This is a genomic window from Pontibacter korlensis (genome assembly GCF_000973725.1).
Taxonomy (GTDB): Bacteria; Bacteroidota; Bacteroidia; order Cytophagales; family Hymenobacteraceae; genus Pontibacter; species Pontibacter korlensis.
Map to the genome: position 1 here is coordinate 3,012,970 of NZ_CP009621.1, position 24,775 is coordinate 3,037,744.

25 protein-coding genes and 1 riboswitch are annotated in these 24,775 nt (G+C 45.2%); of the genes, 16 read left to right on the top strand and 9 right to left on the bottom strand.

From position 1 onward, the window contains the following. Positions 1-85 precede the first annotated feature (85 nt). Both PKOR_RS12965 and PKOR_RS12970 read left to right on the top strand, forming a co-directional pair. On the top strand, positions 86-715 hold the full coding sequence (locus PKOR_RS12965) for a DsbA family protein (RefSeq protein ID WP_046311275.1): 630 nt from the start codon (positions 86-88) through the stop codon (positions 713-715). A 153-nt stretch (positions 716-868) separates the two neighbouring features. Beyond that, a complete protein-coding gene (locus tag PKOR_RS12970) occupies positions 869-1,228 on the top strand; it encodes a DUF1801 domain-containing protein (RefSeq protein ID WP_046311277.1) in 360 nt (119 codons plus the stop codon). 3 nt (positions 1,229-1,231) lie between these two features. Here PKOR_RS12970 and PKOR_RS12975 read toward each other — a convergent pair whose 3' ends face one another. Then, positions 1,232-2,137: a cation diffusion facilitator family transporter gene (locus PKOR_RS12975; protein ID WP_046311278.1), complete on the bottom strand. Its 906-nt coding sequence runs from the start codon at positions 2,135-2,137 to the stop codon at positions 1,232-1,234. Positions 2,138-2,268: 131 nt separating this feature from the next. On the opposite strand from PKOR_RS12975, the gene PKOR_RS12980 reads away from it, so the two are divergent. The 4 genes from PKOR_RS12980 (at position 2,269) to PKOR_RS12995 (ending at position 6,741) form a co-directional block, all read left to right on the top strand. Beyond that, entirely contained in the window at positions 2,269-2,952 is a 684-nt protein-coding gene (locus PKOR_RS12980) for a response regulator transcription factor (RefSeq protein ID WP_046311280.1), read from the top strand. Next, positions 2,949-4,334: a HAMP domain-containing sensor histidine kinase gene (locus PKOR_RS12985; RefSeq protein WP_046311281.1), complete on the top strand. Its 1,386-nt coding sequence runs from the start codon at positions 2,949-2,951 to the stop codon at positions 4,332-4,334. Before PKOR_RS12980 ends, PKOR_RS12985 begins: the two co-directional genes overlap by 4 nt. Before the next feature lie 155 nt (positions 4,335-4,489). Then, on the top strand, positions 4,490-6,061 hold the full coding sequence (locus PKOR_RS12990) for a SulP family inorganic anion transporter (protein WP_046311283.1): 1,572 nt from the start codon (positions 4,490-4,492) through the stop codon (positions 6,059-6,061). Positions 6,062-6,111: 50 nt separating this feature from the next. Then, a complete protein-coding gene (locus PKOR_RS12995; RefSeq protein WP_046311284.1) occupies positions 6,112-6,741 on the top strand; it encodes a carbonic anhydrase in 630 nt (209 codons plus the stop codon). 66 nt (positions 6,742-6,807) lie between these two features. On the opposite strand, the gene PKOR_RS13000 is transcribed toward PKOR_RS12995, so the two are convergent. Together PKOR_RS13000 and PKOR_RS13005 are read right to left on the bottom strand one after the other, a co-directional pair. Further along, positions 6,808-7,416 (bottom strand): porin family protein, encoded by a 609-nt coding sequence (locus PKOR_RS13000; RefSeq protein WP_046311286.1) that lies wholly within the window; start codon positions 7,414-7,416, stop codon positions 6,808-6,810. A 205-nt stretch (positions 7,417-7,621) separates the two neighbouring features. After that, positions 7,622-8,758 carry an SWFGD domain-containing protein gene (locus tag PKOR_RS13005; RefSeq protein WP_046311287.1) on the bottom strand — a complete coding sequence of 379 codons (1,137 nt, stop codon included), beginning with the start codon at positions 8,756-8,758 and terminating at the stop codon, positions 7,622-7,624. A gap of 563 nt (positions 8,759-9,321) precedes the next feature. Here PKOR_RS13005 and PKOR_RS13010 point away from each other — a divergent pair. Then, the gene (locus PKOR_RS13010) at positions 9,322-9,723 is read left to right on the top strand and encodes an Ig-like domain-containing protein (RefSeq protein ID WP_046311288.1); all 402 of its coding nucleotides are present in this window, start codon (positions 9,322-9,324) and stop codon (positions 9,721-9,723) included. A 96-nt stretch (positions 9,724-9,819) separates the two neighbouring features. On the opposite strand, the gene PKOR_RS13015 is transcribed toward PKOR_RS13010, so the two are convergent. After that, positions 9,820-12,273, bottom strand: coding sequence for a type IA DNA topoisomerase (locus tag PKOR_RS13015; RefSeq protein WP_046311290.1), 2,454 nt, complete (start codon positions 12,271-12,273; stop codon positions 9,820-9,822). 300 nt (positions 12,274-12,573) lie between these two features. Here PKOR_RS13015 and PKOR_RS13020 point away from each other — a divergent pair, with 300 nt between their 5' ends. From PKOR_RS13020 to PKOR_RS13045, 6 genes are all read left to right on the top strand, one after another. Next, entirely contained in the window at positions 12,574-13,398 is an 825-nt protein-coding gene (locus PKOR_RS13020) for a metallophosphoesterase family protein (RefSeq protein ID WP_084694790.1), read from the top strand. Between the two features lie 10 nt (positions 13,399-13,408). Then, positions 13,409-14,005, top strand: a complete 597-nt coding sequence (locus PKOR_RS23515) for a hypothetical protein (protein ID WP_052738849.1) — start codon at positions 13,409-13,411, stop codon at positions 14,003-14,005. A gap of 39 nt (positions 14,006-14,044) precedes the next feature. After that, complete coding sequence (locus tag PKOR_RS13030) at positions 14,045-14,266, top strand: DUF2905 domain-containing protein (RefSeq protein WP_046311291.1); 222 nt, start codon at positions 14,045-14,047, stop codon at positions 14,264-14,266. 148 nt (positions 14,267-14,414) lie between these two features. Beyond that, positions 14,415-15,179, top strand: a complete 765-nt coding sequence (locus PKOR_RS13035) for a YdcF family protein (RefSeq protein WP_046311293.1) — start codon at positions 14,415-14,417, stop codon at positions 15,177-15,179. Between the two features lie 113 nt (positions 15,180-15,292). Then, a complete protein-coding gene (locus tag PKOR_RS13040) occupies positions 15,293-15,772 on the top strand; it encodes a rhodanese-like domain-containing protein (protein WP_046311294.1) in 480 nt (159 codons plus the stop codon). Then, positions 15,759-16,367 (top strand): TIGR04282 family arsenosugar biosynthesis glycosyltransferase, encoded by a 609-nt coding sequence (locus PKOR_RS13045; RefSeq protein ID WP_046311296.1) that lies wholly within the window; start codon positions 15,759-15,761, stop codon positions 16,365-16,367. Before PKOR_RS13040 ends, PKOR_RS13045 begins: the two co-directional genes overlap by 14 nt. A 69-nt stretch (positions 16,368-16,436) precedes the next feature. Here the strand turns inward: PKOR_RS13045 and PKOR_RS13050 are convergent, their stop codons facing one another. Then, complete coding sequence (locus tag PKOR_RS13050; protein WP_158453773.1) at positions 16,437-17,516, bottom strand: L,D-transpeptidase family protein; 1,080 nt, start codon at positions 17,514-17,516, stop codon at positions 16,437-16,439. Between the two features lie 215 nt (positions 17,517-17,731). Here PKOR_RS13050 and PKOR_RS13055 point away from each other — a divergent pair, with 215 nt between their 5' ends. Next, positions 17,732-18,418 carry a DUF2461 domain-containing protein gene (locus PKOR_RS13055; protein ID WP_046311300.1) on the top strand — a complete coding sequence of 229 codons (687 nt, stop codon included), beginning with the start codon at positions 17,732-17,734 and terminating at the stop codon, positions 18,416-18,418. A gap of 53 nt (positions 18,419-18,471) precedes the next feature. On the opposite strand, the gene PKOR_RS13060 is transcribed toward PKOR_RS13055, so the two are convergent. The 3 genes from PKOR_RS13060 to PKOR_RS13070 all read right to left on the bottom strand — a co-directional run bounded on the left by PKOR_RS13060 (position 18,472) and on the right by PKOR_RS13070 (position 20,851). After that, positions 18,472-19,776: a voltage-gated chloride channel family protein gene (locus tag PKOR_RS13060; RefSeq protein WP_046311301.1), complete on the bottom strand. Its 1,305-nt coding sequence runs from the start codon at positions 19,774-19,776 to the stop codon at positions 18,472-18,474. 44 nt (positions 19,777-19,820) lie between these two features. Next, positions 19,821-19,885, bottom strand: a riboswitch (Fluoride riboswitch). A gap of 178 nt (positions 19,886-20,063) precedes the next feature. Next, entirely contained in the window at positions 20,064-20,261 is a 198-nt protein-coding gene (locus PKOR_RS13065; RefSeq protein ID WP_046311303.1) for a hypothetical protein, read from the bottom strand. Between the two features lie 47 nt (positions 20,262-20,308). Next, positions 20,309-20,851 carry a hypothetical protein gene (locus tag PKOR_RS13070; protein WP_046311305.1) on the bottom strand — a complete coding sequence of 181 codons (543 nt, stop codon included), beginning with the start codon at positions 20,849-20,851 and terminating at the stop codon, positions 20,309-20,311. 469 nt (positions 20,852-21,320) lie between these two features. On the opposite strand from PKOR_RS13070, the gene PKOR_RS13080 reads away from it, so the two are divergent. Both PKOR_RS13080 and PKOR_RS13085 read left to right on the top strand, forming a co-directional pair. After that, on the top strand, positions 21,321-22,274 hold the full coding sequence (locus PKOR_RS13080; protein WP_046311309.1) for a sugar phosphate isomerase/epimerase family protein: 954 nt from the start codon (positions 21,321-21,323) through the stop codon (positions 22,272-22,274). Between the two features lie 64 nt (positions 22,275-22,338). Then, positions 22,339-23,124: an NIPSNAP family protein gene (locus PKOR_RS13085; RefSeq protein ID WP_071843150.1), complete on the top strand. Its 786-nt coding sequence runs from the start codon at positions 22,339-22,341 to the stop codon at positions 23,122-23,124. 285 nt (positions 23,125-23,409) lie between these two features. Here the strand turns inward: PKOR_RS13085 and PKOR_RS13090 are convergent, their stop codons facing one another. Further along, positions 23,410-24,747 (bottom strand): MptA/MptB family glycosyltransferase, encoded by a 1,338-nt coding sequence (locus tag PKOR_RS13090; RefSeq protein ID WP_046311311.1) that lies wholly within the window; start codon positions 24,745-24,747, stop codon positions 23,410-23,412. Positions 24,748-24,775 lie beyond the last annotated feature (28 nt).

Here is a 24,775-nt window from a genome sequence, read left to right on the forward strand (position 1 = left end):
AATACTACTCCTTCGTAGGTCATTGGCCAAAATCCATAACCATTGCTGGCTGTAAAAGGTAAAAAATAGAGCTTAAGAATAAACTATGAGAAACCTGCCAGACAACCTTTCGCTTCTTTATGTTACCAACCCTATGTGCGCATGGTGCTACGGTTTTACACCAGTGGTGCGGCGTTTAAAGGCCTTGTGGCAGGGCAGGCTAGATGTGCAGGTGCTTTTTGGCGATCTGCAGGCCCATCAAACAAAGCCTCTACTGCACGATCAGAAAGAGCGCCTGGCTCTAAGCTGGCATCGGGTGCAGGAGCGAACTTACTTGCCTTTCGAGTACCGGTTCTTTATCCAGCGGAGTTTTGTCTTTAACACTGAACCTGCCTGCAGGGCTATGTTGTGTGTACGGCTTCTACGGCCTGTGCTAACTCTGGAAGTATTGCGTGCCATGCATTCGGCTTTTTTTGTTGATAATGCTGACCTGAAAGATACACGTGAACTGGTGCGACTGGTGGGGCTGTTCGGTATTCCTGAAAACCTATTTATGACACTGTTCGAGTCGGAGGAAATAACCCAGCAAATGGAAGATGAATTTGCCTACGTGAACAATATTGGCGCCACCACCTTCCCAAGTTTGTTCCTCAATACAGAAAATGGACCGGAACGCTTGGCAGCTGGTTATGTGGAGCTGCATGAGTTAGAACAACGCCTTTTTCAGCTGTTGTAATTCCTGAAAATCACCCTGCTTTGTATATTAGGTTGTTTATATATAGTGCTTGTTTAGCATCTATAACAACCTATTTATGTTTTTGGCCGTATATTAAAACTTCAGTATATTTAAGTGTTTCTGAGTAGAAATCAGATAGAGAACAAGACCCGTATGAGAAGCAAAACGACCACAAACCAAGTTGATGAGTATGTAGATAAACTGACACCTGAGAAGAAGTTGTTGGCCCAAGAGGTTCGGCGAATAATCAGCGGTTCAGTGGCCCATCTGGAGGAGTGCGTGCGCTGGGATTGCGCATGTTATTTTTTCTATGGCCCTGTCTGCTACTTTGCCTCTTCACGCAGCGGCATTCATTTTGGTTTTTTCAGAGGGAAAGAGCTTTCCGATCCTCACCGCCGCCTGGTAAGCCGCAACGGCCAATATCCACATATTAAAGTGCGCACCTTAGCCGACATTGATGAGACTTATTTTGCGGACTTAGTTCGCGAGGCAGTGCAGTTAAATCAAAACTAAAGCCTAAAGGTTGCCTTTATGGCTGCAAGCCTCACCTGGCCTTTCTAGTTCCATGGTTACGTGCTGAATGTCCATGCCTGCCATGGCAGCGCGTATCCTTTTCTTTAATTCTTCCTCCTGTTGCACCGGCAACTGAAATTCGGCAACGGCATGCATGGTAAGTACATTATAGCTACCATCCAGTGTCCAGATATGCAGATCATGTACTGATCTAATCTCAGGTATTTCTTTTAACACGGCCTCCACTTTTTCAGCACTTATGTGCTTTGGTGTACCCTGCAGCAGAATATTCATAGTTTCGCGTAAGTTTCTAATCACGTTATACAGCACGTAGAGCGTGATTAAAACAGAAAGCAGTGGGTCGATCCAAGGCAGGTCGAAGAAGTATAATATAATGCCTCCAATCAGTACCGCTACCCATCCCAGCACGTCCTCCATCAGGTGAAGCCTTACGACACGCTCGTTCAATGATTCCCCTTTTTTCAGGCGAAGTACAGCGGCACCGTTAACCAATATTCCAAGCAAGGCGAACGCCATCATACCTGGAGCATTTACCTCCTGAGGATCCCAGATACGAGGTATGGCCTCTGAAAGTATGATAAATGAACCAACCAGCAGTATAACTGAATTGATAACGGCTCCCAATAATGAAAAACGCTTATAACCAAATGTGTATTTCTGGTCTCGCCCGCGCTTAGCTACGTTTTCGAAGTACCATGCCAGGCCAAGTGAGAGGGAGTCGCCAAGGTCGTGCAGGGCGTCCGAAAGTATAGCCACGCTATTGATCCAGAGTCCGCCAACTATCTCTAGTAGGGTGAAGGCGAAATTCAGGAAAAAAGCCACTTTTATATTGCTGCCCGCTCCATGGTCGTGGCCATGGCCTCCATGATGGTGATGTGCGTGTCCCATAGTCAGTTAAAACGCTAAGTAATGCAATAGGATACTCTATAACCTAGCAGTTGCTGTTTAGAGAGCAGGCCTTATATTTGTGCACCGCGCTTTTGCAAGGTGATTATTGCGACCTACCTAAACCATGATGCATGAAGATACTTCTTATTGAGGATGAACCAAAGGTGGCCTCATTCATAAAAAAAGGGCTGGAAGAGCAGAGCTACGAAGTTGATCAGGCCTATGACGGCAACTTTGGCATTAAGCTGGCACTTCAGAATGAGTATGACCTTATTATTCTGGATATTATCCTGCCAAACATGAACGGACTGGAGGTTTGTCGTGAGATCCGGCGTCACAACGTTGCAGTGTCTATACTCATGCTTACAGCGCTTGGTACAACCGATGATAAAATCATAGGCTTGGATGCCGGTGCTGATGATTATCTGACCAAGCCTTTTGAGTTTAAGGAACTACTGGCACGTATCAGGGCAATCTCCAGGCGCAGTACTGAGGTTAATGTAGGTGAAAAGCTAGGTATAGCAGACCTGGAAATGGATGTGGCCAGAAAAACTGTTACCAGAGGCGGTAAGCCGATCAACTTAACGGCCCGTGAGTTCGCTTTGCTGCATTACCTGTTGCGTAACAAAGGACGGGTAGTATCTAGGGTTGATATAACGGAGCAGGTGTGGGAAACATCTTTTGACACAGGAAGTAACGTGATCGACGTGTACATTAACTTTCTTCGTAAAAAGGTGGATAAGGGACACAGCTCTAAATTAATCCACACGCTGGTTGGGATGGGTTATGTTCTGAAGGAGCAAAATACAGTATGAAAATACGCACCAAATTAACAATGCAGTTTGCCAGTATCATTGCGCTGATATTGATTCTGTTTTCACTGGTTGTTTACTACTTTACTTCCCTTTACCGCCAGGACGATTTTTATAACCGTATTCTACGAAGAGCTGAGGTGGCTGCCCGGCATGTGTTGGAGGCCGATGAAGTAGGAGAGGATCAGAGGCGGCAAAACCTGATTCAGTTTTACCATGAGCTGCCCCATGAAGCGGTGAGGATCTATAACAGTAGCGGAGATCTTAAATTCTCGAATGGGGAAGGTGATCTAGGTGTGACTCCGGCCATACTAGAGCGCATACGCCGAGAGGGGGTGCTGGAGTATGATATAGATGTACGACAGGTAGTAGGCATACGCTACCAGGATAGTACGGGAGATTTCGTTGTGCTGGCCTCCAGTATCGATGCCTATAGTTTACGCAAGCTACAAAACCTGAAGATTATACTTGTAGTTGGCTTTCTAGGCTCCATGGTAGTGGTTATAATTGCTGGTTGGGCCTTTGCAAAACAGGCTCTATTGCCTATAACAAAGGTAGTAAGTGAGGTAAAGCAAATTAGCGCCAACGACCTGCACTTACGTCTGAGCAATGCCGACGGCAAAGATGAACTCTCGCACTTAGCACAGACTTTCAATAGCATGCTCGACCGCCTTGAGCTGGCATTTGAAATGCAAAGCACATTTGTGTCCAATGCCTCGCATGAGTTGCGCACTCCTTTAACCACGATGATAGGGGAACTAGAGGTAGCTCTGATGAAGCCGAGAGAGCCGGAGGAATACCAGCGGGTGCTACAGAGTACGCTGGAGGACGCCCGCCTTTTAACCGAGCTCTCTAATGGCTTGTTGCAAATAGCCCAGGCAAGTATAGATCCTTCCAAAGTAAAGCAGTCTTACCTGCGCTTTGATGAACTGGTCTGGATGGCCCGGGACCAGACCCTAAAACGCCAGCCAAAGGCACGTATTGATATAGATTTTTCAAACTTTCCGGATGACGAGAACCGCCTGGTTGTGCGTGGCAATGAGGCCTTACTTTTGATTGCTGTCGTAAATGTTCTGGAGAATGCTATTAAGTTCTCACCTAATGGCAGAGTGGCAGTGGGGCAGATTGAGGTGCAAAAGCATGATGTGGTGCTGCGTGTGCAAGACCAGGGTTTGGGTATTTCACAGGAAGATCTCAAACATGTGTTTGTGCCGTTCTTCCGTGCCGACAATGTCCGTAACATAACAGGCCATGGTATTGGCCTTCCGCTAACAGAGCGTATACTTAAAATGCACAGGGGAAGTATAAATGTAAGCTCCCAGATAAATAAGGGTACAGAAGTAACTATTTCATTGCCGCAGGCCTACGTTATAATTCCCATCTGAGTTCATTTTTAATCTCATTTTAATCTCCTTTTAATTTCCTCTTAATCTTCATGTGGTAAGTTTGTTTAGATAAAGTGAAGGTGTTGCAAGTGAATTACTTGCCTCGGGCAAAATTTGATATGGCATCCTTACTATACTTATTTTGAAGTTAAGATATGAGAGAGAGTAATAATAATTTCGGCTATTTAGCAAACCTTAGCAAGGATATACCTTCAGGTTTGGTTGTATTCTTTGTAGCGCTTCCGCTTTGCCTGGGTATTTCACTTGCATCAGGAGCCCCGCTGTTGTCGGGTCTTGTTACCGGTATTGTGGGTGGCGTATTGGTGTCGTGGCTAAGTGGCTCGCAGCTTGCTGTAAGTGGTCCGGCTGCCGGCCTTACGGTTATCGTTTTGAACGGTGTAGAGACACTAGGTTCGTTTGAGGCATTTTTGCTGGCAGTTGTTATCGCTGGTTTCCTGCAGTTGATACTAGGTTTCCTGAAGGCAGGTGTGATAGGTTTATACTTCCCTTCATCTGTTATTAAAGGTATGCTGGCTGCTATTGGTCTTATCCTGATCCTTAAGCAGATCCCTCACTTCCTTGGTGCAGATGATGACTTCTTCGGAGAAATGGAATTCTTCCAGCCAGATGGCCGTAATACCTTTTCTGAGATTGGGTATGCTTTCTCAGCTATACAAGTAGGTGCACTTTTTATTGGTATTATCTCACTGGCAGTAATCCTGCTTTGGGATAATCCGAAAATCAAGAGCAATAAAGTACTAGCCCTTATACCGGGAGCTTTGTTAGCTGTAGTCCTTTCAATTGTTTTAAATGAGGTTTTCATAGCCTTTGTGCCTGGACTTGCTATAACTTCCAGTCACTTGGTAAGTATTCCGATCATTAACGGTTTTAGTGACCTGGGCAACGAACTTCAGTTCCTGGATCTTGGCTCCCTGACTAACCCATCTGTATACATTGTGGCCTTTACTATTGCTATTGTGGCTAGCTTGGAGACCCTGCTTAGTATTGAAGCAATTGACAAGCTGGACCCGCATAAGCGCCGCAGCGATACCAACCGCGAATTGAAAGCACAGGGTATAGGTAACATGGTAGCTGGCCTTGCTGGTGGCCTGCCAATGACAGCCGTAATTGTTCGTGGTTCTACTAATGTTGCAGCTGGTGCCCAAACAAGAGTTTCAAGCTTTGTTCACGGTACTTTCCTGGCGCTGTCTGTGTTCCTGCTGGCAGGCTTAATGAATAAGATTCCGCTTTCTGCCCTGGCTGCTGTACTATTGGTGGTAGGTTTTAAATTAACCAAGCCAGCTCTTTACAAGTCTCAGCTTAAATTAGGTTCAGAGCAGTTTATACCTTTCATTGTAACTATTCTTGCCATTCTATTTACCGACCTCCTGATTGGTATCTGTGTGGGTCTGGCAGTAGGTATATTCTACATCCTGAAGGCTAACTATAAGTCGCCATACTTCTTCCATAAGGAAGAGCACCGTGAGCGTGAAGTTATCCGTATCAAGCTTAGTGAGCATGTTTCTTTCCTGAACAAGGCCAGCATCGTTCTTACACTGGACCATCTGCCACAGAACAGCCATGTTATAATTGACGGTGAAAACTCTGAATATATTGACTACGATGTGCTGGAAGCCATAATGGAGTTTAAGAAGACGGCACATGAGCGCAACATAGAAGTAGAGTTAATTAACATCAAAGAAGTGTCTGTAATGGACCTGCACTAAGCAATTAGAGTGTAGTTTTGTAGACGCATTAACGTAAAGTAAACCATATAATGGAAAAGATTTTTGAGAATAACCGTAAGTGGGTAGCCGATAAACTGGCTGAGGATCCTGATTATTTCAAGAAGATGGCCATGGGACAGGAGCCACGCTACCTGTTTATCGGCTGTGCCGATAGCCGTGTGCCAGCTGGCGAAATAACAGGCCATGGTCCTGGTGAGATGTTCGTGCACCGTAACATTGCCAACATGGTGGTGCACACCGACATTAACATGTTATCTGTGCTGCAGTATGCGGTAGAGGTGCTAAAGGTGAGAGATATCATCGTTTGCGGCCATTATGGCTGCGGTGGTGTAGCAGCAGCTGCCGGAAACAAGCAATTCGGCTTAATCGATAACTGGCTGCGCAACATCAAAGATGTTATTCGCCTGCACGATAATGAGATTTCTTCTATTGACGATGAGCAGCAGCGCCTGCGCCGCCTGGTTGAGCTGAACGTGGTAGAGCAGGTACGTAACCTGTACAAGACTTCAATCATCCAGAACGCAATGCAAACTGACAACCCCCCAAGGTTGCACGGTTTGGTATACGACATCAGCGAAGGCTTACTGCACGACCTGAAAGTCGATATGGATACAATACAGCGTTACGACAGCATCTACAAGCTAGCAGTAGCTGAATAACCCTGAGTTTCCTAATTCTGTTATGATAAAAAGGAGCCTCCTGAATACAGGAGGCTCCTTTTTTATTTAGAATCCGGGAATATAGCTAAGGGTAAACTGGAATGAGGCGTTGCGTCGCTCTTTGCCTTCAAAACTTCCCTCGTCATCAATGTCTTTCAGACCACCATTGTAGCGCACACCAAAGCCAACTCCATTTGGTGCACGGTAGCCTACTCCGGCTGCATAGCCAAAGTCGATCGGGTATGGGTTATCTGTTATTTCGGTCTCGGTAATGGTAGTGGTGTTAGACCTGCTTACCTCTAGAGTTTGCTTTCCCTTTAGCAAAAATGACATCTGCGGGCCTGCCTCAAAAAACAGTCCACTCACCTGCACGCTCAAGAGTACTGGCACATCCAGGTAACTAAGGCGCAGCCTTTCTTCTGTTTCTGTGCCATTTGAGCTTAGCTCTCGCTTTGCTCCTTTGGAGGTGAATAGCAATTCTGTCTGAAGACCAATTAACTCATTAAAGCTTTTGCGGGCTGTTATTCCTGCTGTATAGCCAGGTCGATAGTCATAATTTTCTGCGTCTCTCCCTTTAAGGGTGGTATAGTTTAGGCCTGCTTTTACGCCCATGCTCTGAGCTGTAGCTGTGCCTGCCATCAAAGCCAAACCTAGGCCCAAGATAAGTTTCTTCATGCTAAAGTATAAATTATAGTCTATAAAAAGGTTTACAAGGAGATTTGCAGCGATTCGATATCCGCAAAAGTATAAAATGTATAGGATATAGTTAGTCCCAAATACAAAAAGCCCCGCTACAAGTGTAACGGGGCTTTCATTAGATATTTTATTGTAAACATTTACCCTATTATAACTGCCCAGAAACAGTTATCTATAGGTGTGCCTACCATTCATAGCCTCTTCTCGAAGATGATCCATAAGAGTATGGAGGTCCGCTGTAGGTATTACCTGAGCTGGAGCTGCTTCCATATCTGTTTCCCGAGTTATAGTCACGGTCTCTTCCACGGTCGTGCATTTCATCCATTCTTCTGCGGCGTTCCGCATCCTCATCACCAAACCAAGACTTTACCTCATCACCGGCACGGTCGAAGAAGCCGCGGTCATCATCTCTGTCGCGGTTGCTGTCATAACCGGAAGAGTAGCGGCTGCTTCCGCTGTAGCCTGATGATTTGTAGCCCATATTGTCTCTGTCTGAAGAGCCATAGCCGTAGTTGGAACTAGATCCTGAGCCATAGTTAGATCCAGAACCATAGTTTGATGATCCGTAGTTAGAGCCAGAACCGTAGTTACTGTTAGAGGAGCCTGTGCCATAGGTGCCGCTTCCGTAATTACCGCTTCCGCTGCTGTAGTTGCCTCTGCTACCGTAATTGCTTCCGCTACCGTAGTTACTGCTACCACTACCATAATTGCTTCCGCTGCCGTAATTGCTGCTACCGCTACCATAGTTGCTGCTACCGTAGTTTCCGCTGTAGTTGGTGCCACCTCTATAGCTAGAATCAGAGCCTGGACCTGAGCCGGTATAGCTTGATGAGCCATAGTTAGAGGCAGAGTAGCCAGAGCCCGAACCGTAGCTAGAACCTAAACCATAGTTGCTTCCGGAACGGTCATTGTCGCGGTAGCGGCTTGAACCGCTTCTGTTGCGGTCGTCGTCATCGTCGAACCAAGATTTTACTTCGTTCTTAGTACGATCCCACATGTTGCGGTCATTGTCTCTGTCGTTTCTATCTCTGTCGTTTCTATCTCTGTCGTAATTTGAGCTGTAGCCTGATGAGCCGTAGTCTGTGCCGGCAGAGCGGCCGTATGATGAGGTGTTGCCGTAACCTGAATTAGAATAAGCATCTAGACCTGAGCCCATTCCTGAGTGGCGGTTACCATAACCGCTATCATTATCATGGCCAGTACGGCGGCGTCTATTTCCTAAGTCAAAGTCGTTGGAGTAATAGTTTCTTGACGAGCCTCTTGACTGAGACCTGTCATTGTCATTGAAAGGGTTGTAGCCCGAATTTTCATAGCTTCTCATAGGTTCTAATAGTTTTTAATTTAAAGATGTTTCTTCTTGTTAAGAACGATTGCCGGCACTATCTGAATGAGATAATGTCGACGTGTTTTTTTACGGTGCACAGACTGATATGTTATTTTCTGCCAAGATTGAGTGCATCTTCTTCATACAATTCGGCACTGGCTTCTTACTGAAATTTTTTTTTATCCTATTTAGCCTATCTAACTAGTTGTTTGATTAGTGCAATTTAAATTTCGCAAATGCTAAATAATATTTATAGATACTTATAGAATAGTATTGCACTATATTTATGTAATGCTGGTTTGTGGGTTTGTGTATATATATATTAATCTAGTTAAATACTTGGTTCTAAGTTTTTTTGAGCTGATGGTGGAAATGCGCACTAAACAGTCTTTGATAAATAAATTGTAAAATATTGTGCAATTGTCTTTGTTATATGGTCTTAGCTTTTATAAATTTGCAGCAAATCAGTGCAGAAGCAAGAGGGATGGTTGCTAAAGAATAGTGCAAAATCTACTGCTAATGCCGAGTTGGTTTAAATAACTTTTAGCTAAATAATAGGAATGAAATTCAGAACAATGCTGGCCTCTTTGGTTGCTGTAGTAACGTTTACAGCATGTGAGGATATCTTTGAAGGTGGAAGCCTGCAGCCTGACGGTTCTACCCCAAGCCTGACCATCAACAACCCTGGTAAAAATCAAGCTATCACAGCTGCAGGAGGTCTGCGCGTTAATATCACAGCAGTTGATAAAGACGATGTGGAGCAAATTAACTTCACTCTGAAAGGTGAGACTGCAGAGAAAGCAGTGTTGAGCTTCAGCACAAAGCCACAGAAAAGAGTTGTTGAGTTTGACACAACGGTGAATGTAGGTGGGATAGCTCCAGGAACTTACAAGCTCCAGATCTTAGCTACAGACAAGCGCACTAACCAAACTACACAGGAAATAACGGTAAATGTAAAGTAGTACCGACCTACTAAGAAAACAACTTTACCTAATTAAAAGGGGCAGCCACTGTAATGGCTGCCCCTTTTTCGTATCAAAGCTTTAGGCTCAACTTATCTAAAACTGATATACCACTTGCCACTGTTCGTTTAGAGTGAGAGCGGCATCAAAGGGTTCACCTGTTTTCTGAGAGGTAAAGCCTTTGATTTTAGGGGTTTTACCCTTTAGTAAAAGCGAGGAAATTTGTTTATCTGTTAACTGCTTTCCGCCTACTTCGAATGGAACCATGAACTGGCAACCCTCCCGAAACCTGCTGCAACCATAGGCCGCTTTGCCTTTTAATAGCTTTCCTTGCTTACAGCGTGGGCATTGGGCAAATGGATCCTTAGCGGCAGCTTTTTCCACCTGCTCTACAACTACCTGGTTGCTGCTGTCAAGCTTCAGAATAGCATCGTAGCTATCTCCGTTTTCTGATTTAAAACCTTTAATGGTAGGTGTTTTGCCCTTGCTTAACAGAGCCTGGACCTGCTTCTCAGTAAGTTCTTTGCCCTGTTGTTCGATAGGTATCAAAAACCGGCAGCCTTCTTTGAAGCGGATACAGCCATAAGCTTTCGAGCCTTTCAGGATATGACCTTCTTTACAGGAAGGGCAGGAGCCAAGGCCTTTAGTGGGAGTGGCTTCAGCCTGTTCAGATGCAGCAGCTTTTGTACTGGCGCTTTTCTTCTTGCTTTTGGCGGGCTGCTTCTCTTCCTGCTGTGGCTCTAAGGTAACTGTGGCGCGGTCATACTTTACCTCCTGTACCAGGCTCGTCACAAACTCCTGCAGTTCCTGCAGAAAAGCATCAGCTTTAAACTCGCCGCCTTCAATTTGACGAAGCTTGCGTTCCCACTGCCCAGTCATCTCTGCTGATTTTAGCGTTTCGTTCTTGATAACACCAATCAGGTCGATACCCATCTGCGTAGGCACAATCTTTTTCTTTTCCTTACGGATGTACTGTCGCTTGAACAGAGTTTCTATGATCGCGGCACGGGTAGAAGGGCGGCCAATACCGTTTTCCTTTAGTGCATCTTTTAGCTCTTCGTCTTCCACCTGCTTGCCTGCGGTCTCCATAGCACGCAAGAGTGTAGCCTCAGTATACTCCTTCGGCGGATTAGTCATTTTCTTCTCCAGCAGTGGCTCATGTGGCCCATGCTCACCTTTCTCAAAGTGTGGCAAAACGCCCGTGGCCTCTTCTTCCTCCTTGGAGTCTTTACCTGTAGGTGCGTCCGATGATTTCACATCATCAGCTCTGTACAGCACGCGCCAGCCCGGCTCCAGTATCTGCTTTCCGCGTACTCTGAAAGTATAACCTGCAGACTCAGCCATTACTGTCGTATTGCTCACGATACAGTCAGGATAGAAGGCAGCAATAAAGCGGCGCGTAATGATGTCATACACATCAGCTTCACGGCCATACAAATTACCTGCCGCAGCACCGGTAGGGATTATGGCGTGGTGGTCGGTAACCTTGTTGTTATTGAAGACTTTTTTCGACTTGCGTATTTTACTTTGAAGAAGTGGCTCTACCTCCTGCCTGTAGTTACTCAGCCCCTGCAAAATGCCCGGAATCTTTGGATAAATGTCGTCTGGGAGGAATGTTGTATCTACACGAGGATAGGAAACAACCTTCTTCTCATAGAGGCTCTGTACCGTTTTGAGGGTCTCGTCTGCAGAAAGGCTGAGCTTGTTGTTGCACTCAATCTGTAGCGAGGTTAGGTCAAACAGCTTTGGCGGTGACTCAGTGCCCTTCTTGGTTTCAACATCCGTAATTGTAAGCTCGGCCTCTTTGATGGCCTCCATAATTTTCTGTGCCTCTTCTTCCTTCTGGAAGCGCCCGTTTGTGCTGGCAAAAGTAGTTTCGCGGTAAACTGTTTTTAGTTCCCAGTACGGCTGCGGCACAAAGTTGACAATCTCGTGGTGGCGATTCACCAGCATAGCCAGCGTAGGGGTTTGTACACGCCCAATGGAGAGCGTCTGGCGGCTGCCGTTCGCGTACTTCAAAGTAAAGAGGCGCGTGGCATTCAGGCCCAACAGCCAATCTCCGATAGCCCGGCTTTTACCTGCCTGGTATAGCAGGTCGAACTCAGAGCCATCTTTTAGCTTCGCAAATCCCTGACGGATGGCATCTTCGGTAAGTGAGGAAATCCAAAGGCGTTTGAAAGGCTTTCTGTACTTTGCCTCTGTCAGCACCCAGCGCTGTATTACTTCCCCTTCCTGGCCTGCGTCACCACAGTTTATTACCTCCTCAGCATTTTCCAAAAGCCTTTTAATGATACCGAACTGCTTTTGCACACCACTGTCCTTCATCAGCTTAATGCCGTACCTCTCAGGCAACATGGGCAGGTCGTAGAGACTCCAGCGCTTCCATTCCGGGCGGTAGTCGTCAGGCTCCCGCAGGGTGCAGAAGTGGCCGAAGGTCCAGGTTACCTGGTAGCCGTTGCCCTCATAGTAGCCGTCTTTCTTGGTTTTGGCACCAATCACCATGGCAATCTCACGGGCTACACTTGGTTTTTCAGCAATGCAGACTTTCAAGGTGGTAATGGTTTAGAGGTTGTTAAACAGACTTCAAATTTAACGCTTTTAGGGCGCATCTGCGAATTAAATCTGCACTTATACCTGTTTACTAAAAGTATAAAACACCTCTGTTTTATACTTGTTTTAGATTAGAATCTGACAAACAGACACAGCTGAATAAAACGTATGATAGGAGCGGTAGTTGAATATTTATATCCTGATAAATTAATGTTTAAATAATAAAGTTATAGCCTTTAGTACTAAACATTACTTGATTATAAATGGTAATAACGAGTATGAAATATTTAAATATGAAAGATGCTTACTAGAACAAAATGGTATAGCCGTATGCTGATGGCAGCGGGTATATTACTACTGGCTCTTGTGGGCCAAGCTTGCGAAGAATTTGAATACAGCCCCTATGAGATAAGGCTTAGCGAGGATGAGAAAAACATTAACAGCCGCAATATTGCTAGAATTAACGCACTTAATATTAGCCCAACCGATACGCTTCGGTTTGTACTGACAGCCGACACACAAGGTTTCTATGAAGAAAACGAAAAGCTGGTCTCACACATAAGCCAGCGCGACGATATCGATTTTGTGCTTATTGGTGGCGACTTAACAGACTTCGGCTTAACAAAAGAGTTCAAACTGGTGCATGAGGACTTTAAAACCCTGAAGGTACCTTATGTGGCTGTGGTTGGTAATCATGACGCTATCAATAACGGCAAGCAGGTTTTTACAGCCATGTACGGCGACTATGACATTAGCTTTGCTGTGGGCAACAGCAACTTTATACTTCTCAACACTAATTACCTGGAGTTCGATAAACAAGTACCAAACCTGGACTGGCTGGAAGCAGAGCTACAAGCCTCCGAAGGATATGAGAACGTGTTTGTGATCTCCCATATCCCGCCAACAAACAGGGAGTTTGGCGAAGAGAATGGCGTACGTTATGGTCAACTGATGAACCAGTACAACGTTAACTTCTCGCTGCATGGTCATAACCATAACTATAAATATCATTTCCCTTTCGGGGAGGAGGTGCCGGTGCTGGAGACGGCAGCTACCGAAAAACTGGAGTATATCGTGTTTACTGTGATTGGAGGCGAGGTAAGCTTTAAGCGCGTTCTAATTTAAAAATCAAAAAATGAGTATAAGACTACTTGTGACTATGGCTTACCTGCTTAGCCTGCCTTTTTATACTTTGGGTCAGGATAGTACTGCCACTCGAAAGTGGTATGCGCCTGATGCTATAACGTTACAATTTGCCGGGAATGTGGGTATGTTTGCCGTAGGACCTAATTACAGCTTTGCTGAAGACAAGGTTAACGCGGAGCTGCTTTATGGTTTTGTTCCTAAGTTAGATGCGGAGGAGGTACTACATCTCTTAACTATTAGAGGCATTTACAAACCTATCCGCCGGGTAGAGCTTAACGATAAGTATAAGGTTACACCACTGCGCATGAACCTGGGGCTGAGCTATTACTTTAGAGACCAGTTCTCCACCTCCTGGGACAGCTCCTACCCGAAGAACTACTATTGGTGGACGAGCAGCCTGCGCATAACAGGCGGCCTGGGAGCGGAGCTACATCGGAAAGTCAGCAACAGTAGAAGTATAAAAGAGCTGACCTTGTATGGGGAACTTGGTACCTATGACCTGATCGTGACCTCAGCTGTTAAAGACCCAACGCTTACAGCTTGGGATATACTCAGTTTTGCATTGGGTGTGCGGGCAGGATTCTAGAAAAGCATTACCTTTAGTTGATAACCAAACCGAATTCAGATGCAGCCTATTGGTAAAACTATTGTTGTTATAGGTATTGTAGTTGTTGTGTTGGGATTGATCATCTGGTTTGCAGGCGACAAGTTCAGCTGGTTTGGCAACCTACCCGGTGATATACGCGTGGAGAAGAAGAACATGCGCTTCTATGCACCTATAACAAGTATGATTTTGCTGAGCATCCTTTTCTCGCTAATCATGTGGGTGCTACGTAAATTCTTTTAAAGCAGTGCGGCTTTAAGCTTTGGCTATACTTTTATAACTTGCTGCTGCCAAAGTATAAGCTTTCATGAAAATGAAACTCCACAAAGACCTTTATGCCTTGCGGGCAATGGTACTGGTGTTTCTGCTGCTTTGGCTTTTCTTCTGAGCCATGTTTTTTATACTTTCCAAAACCCTCGACTTTCTGTTACTGCCCCTGGTGTGGGTGTTGCTGTTGCTATTTCTGTCCCTATTCCTGAGATCAGCAAAATGGCGACGCATAAGCTTAATTAGTGCGTTGGTGCTGCTGCTGTTCTTTTCCAATCCTTTCTTTAGTAACCTAGCTTGGCGGGCCTGGGAGGCCGAACCTGTACCTGTAAGCGAGGTTGAAGAGTATGATGTGGCAGTGGTGCTAACAGGTGTTACTTCTTTTAAACCTGACATAACGGACCGTGTGCACACAAACAAGGGGGCCGACCGTTTTCTGCACACCTTACAGCTTTACCGCTTAGGCAAAGTAGACAAGATTCTGATTACCGGTGGTAAAGGCTTTCTAATGGATGATATGGTGCCGGAGGCAGAGCAGCTTAAGCGTATTCTGCTAATGGCAGGCATGCCGGAAGAGGACATAGTTGTAGAATCTGGCGCTGTTAACACACGTGAAAACGCTCAGTTTGCAGCAGAGGTGTTAAGGCAGCACCCTGAGTGGCAAAAAGTGTTGCTCGTTACGTCTGCTTTCCATATGCGCCGCTCTGAAGGTTGTTTTGAAAAGGCAGGCGTTAGTTTCGACAGCTACCCGACCGACTTCTACTCTTCGGAGCCTGTTTTAACGCCGGACCACACTGTTGTGCCTAGTGCAGTAGCCTTTGAGGGTTGGCACCACCTTATTCACGAAATAGCTGGATATGTAGTATACAAAGTGCTGGGTTACTGCTAAAGTTGCTAGCCAGCCCTGTATAATCTAGAAGTGAAGCCTTGTGCGTACACTTATAAACTCTATACTTTAACGCCTTGAAAAAACTCCTGCTTTTGTGTGCATCCTGCTGGCTAATGCTCTTACAAGCTTGCGGCCAAACTACAGACAAGGCTTATGCGTTGATGCTGAAAGGGCTGTACAGCAACTCTATACCAACTATCAAACCCAATGAGCTGCAAGCCATACTTTCTTCCGACGAAAAGAGAACCCTGCTGCTTGATACGCGGCAGCCAGAAGAGTATGGTGTTAGCCATATTGCAGGTGCACAGTTTGTCGGATACGACTCTTTTGAGGTGGAGCAACTAAAAGGCGTAGCCAAGGATACCCCGGTTATACTTTATTGCTCGGTAGGGTACCGCAGCGAAAAAATAGGAGATAAGCTGCAGGAGGCAGGGTTTACGAATGTGCGCCACCTATACGGCGGTATATTTGAGTGGGTAAACCAGGGGCTGCCGGTCTATAACCAGAAGGAAAAAACAAACAAGATACACGCCTTCTCCAAGTCTTGGGGCGTGTGGTTGCAAAAAGGAGAGAAAGTATATGGAACAGAATAAACTGCTCATGCTTTTTGTGCGCAACCCGGAGCTGGGTAAGGTGAAAACCAGGCTTGCCGCTTCTGTGGGACCAGAGAAAGCGCTTGAAGTATACTTGCACCTGCTTCAACACACCAAGTTGGTTACGCAGAATTTGTCCGTAGACAAGCTTGTATACTATACCAATGAAGTAAATCAGGATGACCTCTGGCCGAACGACAAGTATGAGAAACGTATACAACCTGCCGGGGATCTGGGTGAAAAAATGCAGGCTGCTTTTGCCGCAGCCTTCCTGGAGGGGTATACTTCGGTAGTGATTGTTGGGAGCGATTGCCTTCAGCTGACACAGGAAATAATAGCTGATGCCTTCAAAAAGCTGGAGACACACGAGGTAGTTGTTGGTCCTGCACTGGATGGGGGTTATTACCTGCTTGGCATGAATTGCCTCTATCCACAACTCTTCCAGAACAAGCGCTGGAGTACAGAACATGTGTTCCAGGAAACCCTACAGGACCTGCAGCACCTGCATATCCATTATGCCCTCCTTCCACGTTTATCAGATGTTGACCACCTTGAAGACCTGGATGAGGACCTGCAGGAAACATTCGGCTTTTAGATTGTAACCACCTCAATCAATAGGGGGTGAGGTGCCAGAAACTCATAAGCACTAATAATTAACTCACTTTTACTTCTGTAGCGTTAGCCCGGATACAGCATCAAATCCATACACGTCGTTTCTAAAGTGTACACGCATTTTTTCATCTACCCAGGATGTCAGATAGATGATATGTAGGGGCACAGGATTTTTGACCCTGATATAATGGTTAGGCTTTTGTTGGCGCCAAAGCTTAGCTATGTCCCCAGATGTGTAGCCGGAGCCACATTTTAAGAGGTATTCAGCTAACTCGACAGGCTTCTCCAGCCGGATGCAGCCGTGGCTAAAGGCACGGTCAGGGTACTTAAAAAACTCTTTTTTAGGTGTATCATGGAGATACTGCGGCAGGCTGTTCGGGAAAGGAAACTTCACTTTGCCCAGTTCATTGCCCGTCCCGTTGAGCTGGACAATACGATAGTTAAAGTTGGCTCTGTTTACGTCACGCCAGTTTACTCGCCATGGGTTTACCTGAACCCAACCCTTAGACGTTTCTTGCTCTAGGCGCATACGCTTTTTATAAAGATAGTTTGGGCTTCTTCTAAGAATAGGTACTATCTCGTTTACCGCAATAGAGGTAGGCACATACCAGTAGGGGTGCAGTACAACCATGTTCAGTTCAGAGTGTATCGGATATGTTTTTAAACTAGGCTTGCCTACAATCACGCGCATACGCAGCAGCGTTTTGCCACTGTCCACTACCTGCATGGTGTAATCAGGTAAGTTGATAATGGCATAGGGTGCACGCAGGTGAGTAAGTGTAGAATCGAACCGGAGCATGTTGATATGGAGCTGTTGCAGGCGTTGCTGAGGTGGTATATTAAGAGCCACAACAGTACCAGAACCTATAATTCCATCCGGCTTCAGGCCATGTCGGTACTGGAATTTTTGCACTGCTGATGTAATTCTGTGAACGTACACTGCTCCGTCCGTAGCGGAGTCTAAAGGAAGGTCTCCGGTAAGAAGAAGGTTCTCTTGTAGCAGGGGTACAAAAGGGCTGGTGTCGCCTGGGCGCAGTAGAAGTGTGTCGGGGAAAGTATGCCAGTTATCAGTAAGTACAATGTTTTGATACTGTACAATTGCCTGCTGCAGCCGCTTTTTACTGTATGGCATATACTGCTTCTGCTGCGCATAACCATCCGCCAACCAAAATATGAGAAGGAGTATGTGCAGAAAATAGTGCATGCAAAACAGTATAGTATCTGTTTTGGTATACGTGCTAAACTGATGCCACGCCGCAAACTGAAGCTTTTCTAAGCGCAGTTAAGTTTGTAGCTTTAGCACTCTTGTAAAACGACTTCGGAGCTGCCGATGCAGCACACATATATATGGCTACTACCATCGACAAAAATACCCTTACTTTCCTGGCCGAGTTGGCCGAGCACAATACACGGGAATGGTTTAATGAAAATAAAGCTCGTTATGACGCTGCACGTAAAAACTACCTGAACTTTCTGGATGAGATGTTGCTGGAGATGCAGCATTTTGAACCTGCCGCACGAGGGCAGCAAGGCAAAGACCTTGTCTTCCGGATTTACCGTGATGTTCGTTTTTCTAAGGATAAGCGCCCTTACAAAGACCATTTTGGAGCTTATGTAGCGGAAGGTGGGCGTAAGTCTATTCTGCCGGGTTATTACCTGCATCTGGCTGGTAACAACAAATCTTTTGTGGCGGGAGGCCTGTGGTATCCACCTGCTGAGGAGCTGAAGGCTGTTCGGCAAGAGATAGACTACAACCTAGATGAATTTAAAGCACTTGTGGAATCGGAGGAGTTTAAGCAGAAGTTTGGTGCTGTAGAAGGCGAGCAACTGAAAACCACACCGAAAGGCTATGAAAAACACAATCCGGCCATTCATTACCTCCGGTTTAAAAGCTGGAATGCTATAATGCCACTTTCTGATGAAACTGTTCTTGGTGCTAATTTCCTACAAGTGGTACTGGATGCATTTAGATCGGTAAAGCCACTGAACGATTTCCTGACCCACCCGATAAAAGATGTGGGAGAGGAGGACTAGCAAGCTGCCAGAATCTCTTTTGCTGATTAAAGAGCTAAAGATGCGTGCTAAGGCTACTTACTGTTAGGTTTAAACTTTATCTCGGAGAGAGGTAGGCCTTTGTGCCTTCCAAAAAGCATGTGTTTGGGGCTGCCTACTATTTGTGAGGAATATATACCCGTATGGCCGGAGAAAAGGTAAGCTGTAATACAGGCTATAGCTATAAATACGCCTCCCTCTATGCCGAAAAGCTCAATGCCCATTATGGTGCAGGCAATGGGTGTGTTGGTGGCTCCTGAGAAAACCGCTACAAAGCCCATTCCGGCTAATAGAGCAATAGGAAGTGGTACAAACCAAGCCAAAGCATTGCCTAAAGTTGCCCCGACAAAAAACAATGGTGTTACCTCGCCTCCTTTAAAACCTGCCCCTAAAGTGAAGGTCGTAAATAGTATCTTCAGCAAGAAGTCATAACTGGGCAGGTCTGCCTGAAAAGCATCTACAATGGTAGGTATCCCTAAGCCGATATATTTTGTCGTGTCCATGGCAAATACCAATGCAGCCAATACGCAGCCACCTACAACTGGGCGCAGCGGTGGGTAGTTAATTTTTGCTTTAAACAAGCTGCTCCAGAAGTGCGCCAGTTTTGAAAACAGTAAGGCTGCTAAACCAAAAATCATTCCTGCAAAGAGCGCCCACAGCAGGTTTACCGGAGTTAGTGCGGGTACAATATCAATTGCATAGTGCGTGTGCGGTACATGCCAAAGGTGTCCTACATAATCGGCAAGTATGGCTGCCAGAAAGCTTGGAATGATGGCGTCAAAACGAATCCGGCCCAGGATGAGAACCTCCAGCGCAAAGATGGCTCCTGCCAGTGGTGTACCGAATACGGAGGCAAAACCGGCACTTATACCTGCTGTAAGCAATACCCTCCTGTCATCTGGGTTCAGACGCAGTAGTTTAGTAACTCTGTCGGCAATAGCACCTCCCACCTGCACAGCAGTACCTTCTCGACCTGCTGAGCCGCCGAATAAATGTGTTAAAATGGTGCCAAACAGCACTAGCGGTGCCATTCGGAAAGGAATAATGTCTTTGGGTCGATGTAGCTCCTCGAGCAGCAGGTTATTGCCTTTAACTACACTGTCTCCCCACAGGTGGTAGAACAAGCCTATAATGAGGCCGCCCAAGGGCAGGAGTGCTATAACCCATACATGGCTCTCGCGCCAGCTGGTGGCCCACTCCAGCGAGTACAGAAAAAAGGCTGAGGCAGATCCTACTAGTATGCCCAAAAATGTGCATATCAACAGCCATTTAAGCAGGTATACCAGTGCGGGGATTTGTTCAATAGAAGCAAGATGCCTTCTAATTTCCTTGAAATTCATTTTACTAAGTATAAGCGATTCTACATTGACCTCTTATCAGAGGCCTTAAAGTAGAAGTCATCAGCTCTGGGTAGAGCGGTTCAAGGCAGACATCATTGCCGTTTGTAGCTGCTAATTTAGTGTATTTTCTGAAAGTGATAAATTTTTATGGCTAGAGCAGATCGTTTAATTGCTCCTTTGGGCTGGTTCATACTTTATCAGAAGAGCTTCGACTCTTAAACTATTAGGTTAGCTATTACCAGATATTCATAAACTTCCTGCGTCATTCAGTAACCTCAATTATTACATCAGTAGTTATCAGCAACCAACTGGTGCCATCCTTCTTCAGAGACACCAAGAATCTTCTCAAAATTGGCATAAGATCTTATAAATTCGGCTAATTTTTGTTTGCCCCATTTATGCACCAAGTATTCGATTATTGTATAACCTACATTGTAGATCTGCTGGCTGTTATTTAGCTGCTGTAGGGAGGGAGAGTTCCTCATGCCATATACTTGTTTACCATGTTAGCTTCGTAACCGCCTACTGCCTCTCAAAGCCATTGAGGATAGTTTGTCGCAAACTGCTCCTCGAAATTCTTATCAAAGCCAGGTGAGTTTGTATTTTCTGCTTTATCCAAAGCTTCCTGAATAAGGATGTTGAGCTGTATGCAGTGCGTAAATTCATGTACTGCTACTTTCTCCATATCCTGAGGAAAGACGCTGTTATACCAAGTCTCGTACTTTAGGTGGAATGCCAAAGGACCACGACTAGTGCCGTTAGCAGTGCTGTTTAATAAGCCAGTTGCATCATTAAATTGTTCCTGAGTAGGATGTATAAAAACAGCTATAGTATCATGTAGAGGGGCTTCTAAAGTGGTTCTGATGCTGGCATAATTGCTTTCAAGCGAACTAGCTATGGCTGCAGCTTCCTCTTTTAGAATTCCTCTGTACAAGATCTTAAAGTAGTTGGTGTGCAGCTCAGTAGGCTCGTCTGTTATTCTTACCTGGCGTATCAGGCAGAAAGAAAGGTATACAAGTGCAAAGCAAGCAACTATTATTAATGTTGCTTTTGATATGCCTCTTAGAATTTTCATCTATCAGACTTTACGATTTTCAATAAAAGTGCCTTCATGTTCATTTTAACTGATGTAAGTGCTCCTAAGTAAGGCAACATGCGGCCAGCGTAATCTTACTTAGTACCATCAGTTCTTAAACGAGGAAAAACCATTTCATCGGGGACAACAGTTTTAACGATACGCTCTGCTGCTTTGTATTCACACTGTTTTTCTGATCCAGGCTATCAAGGGAATATGTTTCTGAGCTTTTGGTATGTATGGTAAAAAGATGAAGCAGAAGAATGTGATTTTTCCCTGCATATTTATCAAGGTACAAAAAAGCCACCATTGGTCAAATCTCTAAAGTCTATTAGCGTCAGATACTTAAATTATATGAGATACATACTTTCCAGAATTTTAAAATGGTTTCTAAGGTACAAGCATACTGTAAAAGTGCTATATTGTATAGCTAACAGCTTGTCATATCCATTCACCTAAGAGATGCATCATGTCTACAAATCGACGCCATTTTTTAAGAAACCTTGGAGGTTTAGCCGCCGGAGTGGCAGGACTCTCTGTTTTTGGTACTGAATCCCTGGCCATGGAGCCGTCAAAGAAATTGTTCTTCAAGATGTCTTTAGCGCAATGGTCGCTCCACAAGGCCTTATTCAGTAAAGAAATTGATACACTTGATTTCCCTGGATTAGCCAAAAACACCTATGGCATTGATACGGTAGAATATGTAAACCAATTCTTTCAGGACAAGGCTAAAGACAAGCAGTACCTTAACCAGTTGCTGTCCCGGTCTAAGGATCATGGTGTAAAGAATAACCTGATCATGATTGATGCTGAGGGTGACATCTGTAACCCAGATAGTAAAGAGCGTTTAACAGCAGTGGAAAACCACTACAAATGGGTTGATGCCGCAAAGTTTCTGGGGTGCCAATCGGTGCGGATAAACATGTTTGGTACAGGACCCAAAGAAGATGTGAGACTTGCCGGTATAGATGGCTTGGGGCGCTTGGCTGAGTATGCTGCGAAAGCTGGCATAAATGTGCTGGCAGAAAACCACGGGGGATACTCCTCTGATGCTGTATGGCTTGCCTCTATCGTAAAGCAGGTTAACATGAAAAACGTAGGTACTCTCCCGGACTTCACGAACTTCTGTATAAAGCGCGAGGGTGAGAACTTTTGGGAAGGCAAGTGTATAGAATCTTATGATCCTTATAAAGGTGTAAAAGAGCTTATGCCGTATGCTATGGGTGTTAGTGCCAAAGCTTTTGAGTTTGATGCCCAAGGCTTTTGTAAGGTAACAGACTACACCAGAATGATGCAGATAATTAAAGACTCCGGCTTTAAAGGTTACATCGGAATTGAATATGAGGGAGACCAGGTAAGCGAAGAAGTGGGTATAAAAAAAACAAAGGCTCTTCTAGAGAAAACCGGCCTTGCTGTAAGTTAAGCTGCTTATATTGCCAGAAGCATTATGAATGCTTTTAACCAGTTTAGAAATACAAATTATACTTATGTCACAAACACGTACGCTAAACCCACGTCACCTAGGACAGATGATCCTGGTTCTTCTATTTTCTTTCATTGTTCTCAGTACTCAGGCTAAACCTAAACAGGAATACTACGAGCTTAGGACTTATACACTTACCTCTCCAGAGCAACGGCAGGGGGTGGAAGCTTACTGGCAAAATGCAGCCATACCTGCCCTTAATAAAATGGGTATAAAAAACGTTGGGGTGTTCAGAGAGATGGAGCCCGGCGAAACGCCTAAATTATATGTTCTGATCCCTTACAAATCTCTTCAGCAGTTTGAGGCAGTACAGAGCAAGTTCTTTCTGGAGCCTGCGCACCAGAAGGCAGGCGACACATATATCAACGCTCCATTTAAGCAACCTGCCTACCAGCGTATAGAAAGCTCACTTATGAAAGCTTTTACACACCTGCCTGAACTGGAGGTACCAGCGAAAAAAGACAGAATTTTTGAGTTGCGTGTCTACGAAAGCCACAGCGAAAAATTTGCCAAGCAAAAGATCAAGATGTTTAACGAAGGAGGTGAAATAGAAATCTTTCGCAAAACAGGTCTGCAGCCTGTCTTCTTCGGTGAAACGCTGGTGGGTACACAGATGCCTAACCTTACTTACATGATAACAGCTCCAAGCATGGAAGCCCACAAGCAGCACTGGAAACAGTTTGGGCAGAGCCCAGAATGGAAGGAGCTAAGCAGCTTACCAGAGTATGCAGACACCGTTTCAGAAATAACAAGTGTGTTCCTGGTGCCAACCAGCTTCTCTCAAATTTAAAATTACATGGGCTGTATCTGTAAAGTATGACCTACAAATTGAACTATGTGCAATGCAGAAAAGGGGCAGCAGTAATGCTGTCTCTTTTCTTTTATGAAGCCGTTGCTTAAAGTTATTTTTCTACTAAAAGCATGTAGTAGTATACTTGTGCAGCCTGCAGTAATTAAGGAAGAGTATGAATGAGCTGGTAGTTAAGCCTGTAGCTTTTGTGGCACCTAAAACCAGTTGCATGTAGTATAAAGATGATGTGTAGAGCGGTTTTGATCTCTAACTATTGAACACTTGTTACCCGTTCAGGTTCGCATGGTGGCGACGCTGTCGGTAGAGGTGTAGTTCTACTAACAGCCAAAGTAAAACCATGGCATACTCCAGTGTTACTAAAAGCAGATCTTCCTGGTAATCAGGGGAGCGGTAGGCAGCATAAGTAAGTATAACCAATCCAGACCAAGTAATCGCAAAGCGGAAGTGACTCATCGCAGTTAGAGCCAGTAAGGTAGTAAGGTACCAGGGGTGCACCGTCGTAGCAAGTAATAGATATATTGTTAGAGCAGTTGCCATATAACCTGCCACCCTTCTTACTGAGCTAAGCTTTATAGCAGAAGCCATACTTAGTATAACCACCAGCGTAATGAGGGATAACAGCGGACCAAGTACAGAAATGGTGTTATAGCCTGCCAACCGGAAGCCAATCCAACGCAATATGTAATAGATGCTGGCGTTAAACTCAAATTTCTGAATGTATAAGTCGAGGCTCTGAAGAATGTTCTGGAGTACGCCTTGGCTTGATAGGGGAGCAGAAAGTATAAACAGTGTCACAAAAACTGCAGCCCCATATAATGTAAAGCGTCGTGCACCAAGCTTGCTTAGCAGGAAGGGTAGAAACATCAGAGGCAGTAGCTTGGTGCCTACAGCCAATCCGAACGCTATTCCAGACCAAACAACCCGCTGGTAGAAGAGTTGGTACAGAGCCAGCAACAGGAAGAAGATTATTAGTGCCTCGAAGTGCAGGTTACCAACAAGTTCTATGATTACCAGAGGGTTTAAGGCATAGAACAGTACGTGTTTTTCTGATAGCCCCATCTTGCGAAGCAGGCGCCAAAGCAATAGTATACTTCCTATTTCAGCGGAAAGGAGAACCAGCCGCATCACTATAATGCTTCCCATTATACTTTGCGGAGATAACTTTGCTGCCAGCCAGTATACCGCCTGTGATACCGGCGGATACACGCTGTAGTAATTGGCAGAATTAAGCTGGCTGAATAACTTTTGCGTAATACCCGACACCTGCGGCGCTTCCGGCTGCATAAAGAAAGTTGGCAAGTATAAGTAAGGGTTGATACCGGCAGCTAAAAGTCGCCCGTCCCAGATAAACCTGAAATAATCGTCTGACAAGGCAGGTCTTGCAAACAGAAAAAGCAGCCTGAAAAGTATGGCTGCGGCCACACCATGCCAAAGGTTAAAACGCAGGTTACAAGTGTACAGGTAAGCTATAAAAACAACTGTGTACAGAACGAGCAGTTGTGTAAAGGCTGTTCGTGGGGTGGCATAGGCCAATATAATATAAGCCACAGCCGATAGGGCTAGCGCTGCATAACCAAGGGTGTTATTTTTTTGCGGAGCCATACTAGCTAGGGCACAACTTAGGCTTCTG